This is a genomic window from Mycobacterium sp. NGS66, from assembly GCF_059812225.1.
On the sequence record NZ_JCALCG010000029.1, the window covers coordinates 1 to 6,844 of the forward strand.

Here is a 6,844-nt window from a genome sequence, read left to right on the forward strand (position 1 = left end):
TGGCAGCCGGCGTTTGCTGTGGTCATGTCCTCTCCCTGGTGTCGGTTGTGGCGAATGACGAGCGTCACTCACCTCACCGAATACTTATAGCCGACCCTTCTACCTGCAGAGATGCAGCGAGTAGGGCTATGGCCTTCTGTATCGCTTGTGCGGGCTCTCTAGCTCCCGAAGCGGCGGCAACGCTCCACTGGCACGATTTGCCTGGTTCGCGATTTGTATTGCCGCCAGGCCGGTGATGTGCACTTCCTGGCGTGCTGGCTTGCCCTCCGAATACGACTGCTGGTCGGCAACTGGCGAATCGGCATTAGCGCTCCGACTGCCGTCCCGGCATGTCCGCGGGCGCAGTGTGTCCGGTTCGGGTGTTGGTTGGGTGTGCAGGGTCGGTGGTTGGGTTGGATCGGAAAGGTCACGCTGAGCAGAAGATTCGGTGCTATTGCCGCCTGGGCCGTAATGATCACTAGCGCGACTAGCGTCTAGTGATTCAGCGAGCCTGCTTGCAGGTGAGCTTTCTTCAGGTTTACCGCCGATGGCGTCGAATACTTGCTCGTATGGCTTGGCTTCGCCTTGGGACAGTACAACTTCGGACGGCGCTTTCAGGCCGCCACGGTCAAGCGCATCCTTGATCGCCGCGAGCTTGACGGCCTCACTTTCGGCCGTGAGGGCAATCCCAAGCAGTTGCTTGGCCATTAGGTCAGCGGCGTTCTCTAGCCGAGCTCTAGCATTGGCTTTCACCTGCTTTGCCGCTCCGCCGTGGAACCGACAGACGGTGCTTCCCTTGATCGCCGCGTTCTTACACGGTTCGCCGGTCCGGCTGCTGTGTGCTCTGCAGCGGCGCTCCGGCAATGGTCCGTGTGGCCAGTCTCGGCCATCCTCACGAGGCTGTGCCTTAAAGGATTTCGCGCCTTCATGGGTGCCCCCAGGCTCAATTCTGGCCGGAAGGTGATCCTCTTCTACGATTTCCGCGTCGATAATGCCGTCCTCGTGATTAGTCATGAGCTGCACTGCTTTCGGGAGTTCTGCGCTGAACCGCGCTGGATTGTTTGTCGTGAGAAGGTGCTGTGCTTGCTGCACGGTGGCGCAAGCTGCCGCCAATGCCGACAGACAGCACATGCGCTGACTTGGGATTTGCGGACCTTGCGGACCTTGCGGATTCTCGGCGGTAGGCGAAGACGCCCCTCTGCGGTGCTTCAATTCCCATGAGTTAGAACTCCACTTCCGTACTCGTGAGCATTGATGCGTGTGCGACTTGAAAACCGTTGGTGGCATTGGACGTTTGTTCCTCTGATTCGGGTTCCCTGACGTACCGAGACCAGGAATCCTCAAACGCCTTTAAGTAGTACCCTTTGGTGTTCGAGTCTTTGCTCCACCAGATGTTCGTGCTTTTAATCCCGTAGGGCTTGAGTAGTTGTGATAAATCCCGAGAGCCAAGGGGGCTTCCATCTCGGCGGTAACTCTTCCAGGGTGATTCATCAAAGCTCTCAAGCATTTTGAGGAGTTGTTGTGTCTTGAGTGCAGGCTTGTTGTTTTCTTCCATGAGGGTTTTACCTCTCTTGGAGAAGAAGATTCGGTGAAGGTCGGACAGCAACAGCACGCCGGTGCTGCCCCCGTCCCCCATGTCCCGCAAGTCCGCAAGTGCCGCAAGTGCCGCATTGTTGCAGGTCAGAGGCCAGTGTCCGCCCGCAAAGGATGCGCACGCCAGCAAGGCCTCCCAGCAATCCGCCATGCGGTCGGCGATTCCCTCCGGCATGTCCGGCCAGGCCACCACGTATTGGTTACCGTCCCACAACTCTTGTTTGACCTGCATGGCCCACTGTGCCAAGCGGGCACCAAGAGCCTTGGCCTTCGGTTCGTCCTCCCGGATGCGCCAAGGCTTGACCTGCTCGCCAGGGGCACGGCGCTTCATAGCCACCACGACGGCACGGCTCATGATGGTGTCCGGAAGATCATTCAGCCCAGCAAGACCCACGGCACCGTAGGCCGGAAAGTCGACAACCTCCACGTTGCTGCCGTGGACCACACACCTGGAAGACGTTCCGCTTCTACGGTGTCCCGCGTTGATCACGCCGCGAATATCTTCGTGTTCTCCGGCTGCTGGCCCAAAGATGGTGTCCACCTCGTCAACCAGCAGTGTGGGCCGGTTTTCGGGTTTGTCGCCGAGCTTTCGAATCAGCGCGGCTGCGCTCATGTTGAGAGCAATGAATCCGCGCAATACCAGGTGCTCGCTAACTTCCAGCGCGCGGGTCTTGCCGCTGCTGGGCTCCGGCGACTTGAAATAGATTCGCGGTGTGGAGTCCCACAACTCCATGAAATGCGTGTGGGCGATCCACAGCGTGTGCGCGCGGCGCATGTGGTCGCTGGGGTAGATCACGTAGCGGGATAAAAAGTCATCGATTTCGTCGAGCAGTTCTAGGCCGTTGATTGGCTTTCCATCGTCGGGGGCGACACTGGCATTCGGGTCCGGTAAAGTCATGTCATTTTCCTTCGCGAGGCCGCCCGTTGTCCGTCAAAGCAATTGGGCGGTCTCGTCTTTTATTGGCTCAGTCAGCCAGCCGGTCGCCGGCAAGCCACGCCTCAACGTCGTTGTGGGCGTAGTAGACACGACCGTTGACCTTGGTCATCTTCAGCGGCTTGCTGCCTTTGTAGGCAGCCGTGACGACTGAGTTCTCGGTGATATGCTTCAGGCCCCGCGCGTGTGCAATGGCGACTACTTCGGCGCGGTCATAGAACTGCTGTGTTGGCGCAGACATTCCTACTCTCCAATGACTTGCCGGTTGCGGCCGAATGCCGACAACCTCTGGCACACTTGAATTTAGCGGACCAACGCGCGCCAAGCAGCATCGTGACACCGGAATATAGTGCGATACAAGGCATTACGGAAGGTGCAATGTAAAAAGCGGTCAATAGAGCAGCTGCAATCGCCGAAACTTCGGCAGATTCCTGCACGAAAGCGCTGCCGGTTAGCGGCGGAATCGAGTAGGTGCCCATTGTGGCGTCTGTATTCACCCAACCGAGCGTTCCGTGCCCACGCCACCACTCCCACTGCCCAGCGCAACAGCGATCCCGAGGGGAAAGCCCACCCAGCGCGGAATCTAATTGTTAAGCCTTGTAGGCAATCCAACCAGGACCGCTGGTCCATTGCAGTTGCACGGACCCTGAAGAACGTGGGGAAAGCACGGTCAGTTTAGACGGGAGACCACAATCTCCAGGGTGGTACCGATCGCCTCGGCCACGTGACGGAGTTCGATCACATCCAGTCTCCGCTCGCCTGATTCGTATTTGCTGACGAATGACTGGGGGACATCGAGGCGCGCAGCGACTTCTACCTGAGTCAGCCCTGCTCCACGGCGCAATTCCTTCAGCAAGGCACACAGCTGTTGGTACTGCTCCGAGTAGAGCGACTTCTCCACCCGGCCAGCGCACCTTGCCACCCGTAATATCCCAATTTAGGATATGTGGAATGGGGGAACGGCTTCTTGGCTACGCGCTGGTCCTAACAGGCTTATTCGTTGCACTGGGGGCTTGCGCGAAGGCGCATCTCCTTTCCGTGGGTCCGGTGACCCGTGGCACTGTCCGCCTGGTTGTCGTTATTGGCATCCTGTTTGCACATGGTTCCAGCAACGCGCTGGCTTCGGCCGACCCCGTCGATGCCGGCAAGGTTGATTTCTTCTCGCGGTCGTACGGTGACATCGTTGTTTGCCGGGCTTGGGGTGTGATGGGTGGCGTCAACTACGCCAGCGTTAAGAAGACCGGGCAGAAGCTAATCGACACCTACGACTTCAACAAGAGTGAGGCCGTCGCGGTCATGTTCCGCTCGACGGAGCTGTGGTGCCCTGGTTACTCGGCCGCGCTGCAGAATTTCGCAAACACCATGGCTGGAGGCTAGAAGCTATACGGGACTCCACCGAAGCGATTGGGCTTTTGCAGCGCTCTGGCGTCGTTAGGTTCGACTTCACGCAAAATGTAGCCGTGCTCGTAGTAGTGGCCCGGTTTACGGTTCCAGCAATGTGGTGCCCGGTGGCCATCGCCGGAACCTATAGGGCACGTACAAAACCCTCTGCCGAACCGGTATGTGCAGTCGGCGTACTTTCGGACGTACTGCCTCCACAACCGTACTGGCAGTAGAGAACCGGAGTCCTTCCCGTTAAACTCAGACGCGCTACCGTGCCGTCCGTGGGTATGGTAGTCCTTGCAGAATTTGCACCAAAACTGTAGCTGTCTGCCGTTGCTGGTGCGCCATGCGTGAATGATCGGGTGGCGTTCAAGCGCTCGATTCAAGTCATCGGCCAACGCTTCCATTTGGCCGCGTTCGGTTGCCGTCCAGTCAACCTGGACCCCAGCGGCCTTGTTAGTCTCACTGATTCTCTGCCAAGTTTCATCAAGCTGAAACATATCGATTTTTTCTCCTATCCGATCCAATTGTTTTCGTGCTCGTGCATTGCTTGGTCGTCGCGGTCCTGCCGACGCTCGAATACAGGGTGCGGCTGTGATACATCGCGTTTCGGGCGTCCAGCTCCTACTGCGCCGCTTAGGTCTACGCGGTACCGCCTCGCACAGGAACACGGTGCTGTCAACGCAAACCTGGTGTCGGTTCCAATCCACTGGTGATGGTGCACCGCATTACAGAACGGGCACAGCACGTCATACCGCACAAAGCCGGGTTCACGATCCACACACAGCAACTGCGCTATAGGTAGTCCCGGCATCATAGAGCCTCTACCAAAGCGTCTAGCGCTTCTCGGCTCCAATGCGCTTTGCGGCCAAGGATCTTCGGGCGGGGAAGCTTGCCAGTGTAGTAGGCGTGGTACTTGACCGTTTCAACGGTGGCTGCTGTGAAACCCAGCGAGCTTAGGTACCTGACAGCCTCTTGTAGGTCGAGGTACTGCGCAAAGGACGCGGTTCGTGTCATGACTGTAATGCGCTTCCTGCATATATTTACGAAATGACCTGTTGGACATGGCCACTGGTGCCCATCATAGCCCACGCCGGCCCGCGTGTGACCGCCGAAGTCGGAGGCTGCGCGCTGGGTCACGGTGGGGTATAACGGGTTTCAGCGGGCGGCGGACTTGGCCGCGTAAGTTCCTGTTACGGCGCGAGTCGGCACCTAGCGCAGGCGCGGCTGAGATGCCTTTCAGTCCCGCCGCGCTTGCGAGCCTGGTGTTTCCAATCGACCAGGAAAGGCTCGCACAATGAGTGCTCTTGCGGCTTCTCGAATCAATCCGACTGACTTCCAGTCCCTTTTGCATCTACCGCCGTATGGCGCCGAAGGCGGCGGTTACCTCACGGAAGGGGACGCGCTGCCCCGAGTTACGCAGACCGTCGACGGCACGGACCTCAACTCGATATGGCTCGAGATGCAGACCGCGCTTGCTGAGTGGAACGCGCACCGCAGTGCCATCGTTGACCTGCTTTCGTACTGGCACACCTCGACTGCTGAAGCTGTAAGTCAAGGTGTCAACGAACAGAGCTTTGAAGAGGCATCGGAATTCGGGGAGCCCGAAGGCCTGCGTCCTCCGACTGAGCATGTGTTGCTTGGCTTTACGTTCCGCGACTTCGACCGGGCTGCCCGCTTCACCTGGAAAGCAATTAGGGACATGGATGCCCGGCAGGTTCGCGCCGTACATGACGGAGCAATGAACAGCGACAACCGCCTGGTGACCGGAACCATCCTGCAGCGCCTGTTCTCGCCGGAACCTGAAGAGAACGGCCAAGGAAACACCTGTTACGGGCTCTGGTCGGCGGATGGCATGATTCCGCCACCGTTTCTTGGCCGCACATTCGACGGCTCGCACACGCACTACCGCGTGACAGGTAGTGTCGATATCGATTCGGGCGACCTGCTTGAAGCGGTCAAGAATATCCGCGAACACGGCTACGGCCGGGTGGACTCCAACCAACAACTCATCGCGCTAGTCAATGAACGCGAAAGCGAAGTGATTCAAAGCTTTCGGGCCAACGTCGAGAACAACAACACCCAAGTATCAAAATACGATTTCCTGCCTGCCACCAACCAACCCAGCTTCATACTGCAGGGTGCAGGTGAGCTTGTCGGCAACCTGCCGCCCGGTGAGGTGTTCGGGTTGCCGACAGTCGGCAAATGGGGTCCGGTCTGGATTGTCGAAACCCAGTTCGTGCCAGCCGGATACTTCGCCGTTATCGCCTCCAGCGGGCCGCGTTCAACCACGAACCCAATTGGTGTTCGCGAACACACGAACACGCTTTATCGCGGTCTGCGCCAGATTCCTGGAAACAACTCCACCTACCCTCTAACGGAAAGTTTTTACACTCGCGCGTTTGGTGTCGGAACCCGCCACCGTAGCGCAGCTGCGGTATATCAACTCAAGGCCACCGGCAGCTATGACATTCCGGAGATACCCAAGTGACTCCGTCAGAATGGCTGAGTCGCAACCTATCTCAGGTTCTGGTGGCTGTTGCTCAGGCCGGTGCCGCCTTGGCCGGCTCTCAGAGCCCAACTGCTGGTACGAATCACTCTCAGGAAGGCTCGCAAGATGCCGGGACTGTCTGACTCCAACGCGCGGCACTCGCTGGACTGGGATGCTCTCGACGCTGAGTCTAGCGAGTTCTCCTGGGGCAACGGCCTCATGCCCAAGGGTCTGGAGAACGCGCCGCCGTCGTTGGGGGGTCGATACCATGGCCAGCAGGCCAGCCGGGACGATCCGCCCGCCAACAACGTGAAGGTATCAAACGATTACCGCATTTAAGCGGTAAAAGCTCGCGGCGCTGGCAGTCTTGTGCTCAAGCTACGTAGTAGCACAGCGGCGGGGAGCCAGTCGTACCTTACATCCGGCAGCCGCCGTCTGTGTCAACTACCGCCACAAGTGCATAC

Annotated in this window: 7 protein-coding genes; 3 read left to right on the forward strand and 4 right to left on the reverse strand. The window is 58.6% G+C overall.

The window, feature by feature from the left end:
• Nucleotides 1-126: 126 nt before the first annotated feature.
• From AC5Y2L_RS28365 to AC5Y2L_RS28380, 4 genes are all read right to left on the reverse strand, one after another.
• Entirely contained in the window at nt 127-993 is an 867-nt protein-coding gene (locus tag AC5Y2L_RS28365) for an HGGxSTG domain-containing protein (protein ID WP_499940036.1), read from the reverse strand.
• A 208-nt stretch (nt 994-1,201) separates the two neighbouring features.
• Nucleotides 1,202-2,470 (reverse strand): DUF3631 domain-containing protein, encoded by a 1,269-nt coding sequence (locus tag AC5Y2L_RS28370; RefSeq protein ID WP_499940038.1) that lies wholly within the window; start codon nt 2,468-2,470, stop codon nt 1,202-1,204.
• Nucleotides 2,471-2,537: 67 nt separating this feature from the next.
• The gene (locus AC5Y2L_RS28375; protein WP_499940039.1) at nt 2,538-2,747 is read right to left on the reverse strand and encodes a DNA-binding protein; all 210 of its coding nucleotides are present in this window, start codon (nt 2,745-2,747) and stop codon (nt 2,538-2,540) included.
• Between the two features lie 429 nt (nt 2,748-3,176).
• Nucleotides 3,177-3,407 (reverse strand): helix-turn-helix domain-containing protein, encoded by a 231-nt coding sequence (locus AC5Y2L_RS28380; RefSeq protein ID WP_499940041.1) that lies wholly within the window; start codon nt 3,405-3,407, stop codon nt 3,177-3,179.
• A gap of 50 nt (nt 3,408-3,457) precedes the next feature.
• Here AC5Y2L_RS28380 and AC5Y2L_RS28385 point away from each other — a divergent pair, with 50 nt between their 5' ends.
• The 3 genes from AC5Y2L_RS28385 (at nt 3,458) to AC5Y2L_RS28395 (ending at nt 6,719) form a co-directional block, all read left to right on the forward strand.
• A complete protein-coding gene (locus AC5Y2L_RS28385) occupies nt 3,458-3,883 on the forward strand; it encodes a hypothetical protein (protein WP_499940043.1) in 426 nt (141 codons plus the stop codon).
• A 1,303-nt stretch (nt 3,884-5,186) separates the two neighbouring features.
• Nucleotides 5,187-6,380 carry a hypothetical protein gene (locus AC5Y2L_RS28390; protein ID WP_499940045.1) on the forward strand — a complete coding sequence of 398 codons (1,194 nt, stop codon included), beginning with the start codon at nt 5,187-5,189 and terminating at the stop codon, nt 6,378-6,380.
• A gap of 126 nt (nt 6,381-6,506) precedes the next feature.
• Complete coding sequence (locus AC5Y2L_RS28395; RefSeq protein ID WP_499940047.1) at nt 6,507-6,719, forward strand: hypothetical protein; 213 nt, start codon at nt 6,507-6,509, stop codon at nt 6,717-6,719.
• The last annotated feature ends 125 nt before the right edge of the window (nt 6,720-6,844 follow it).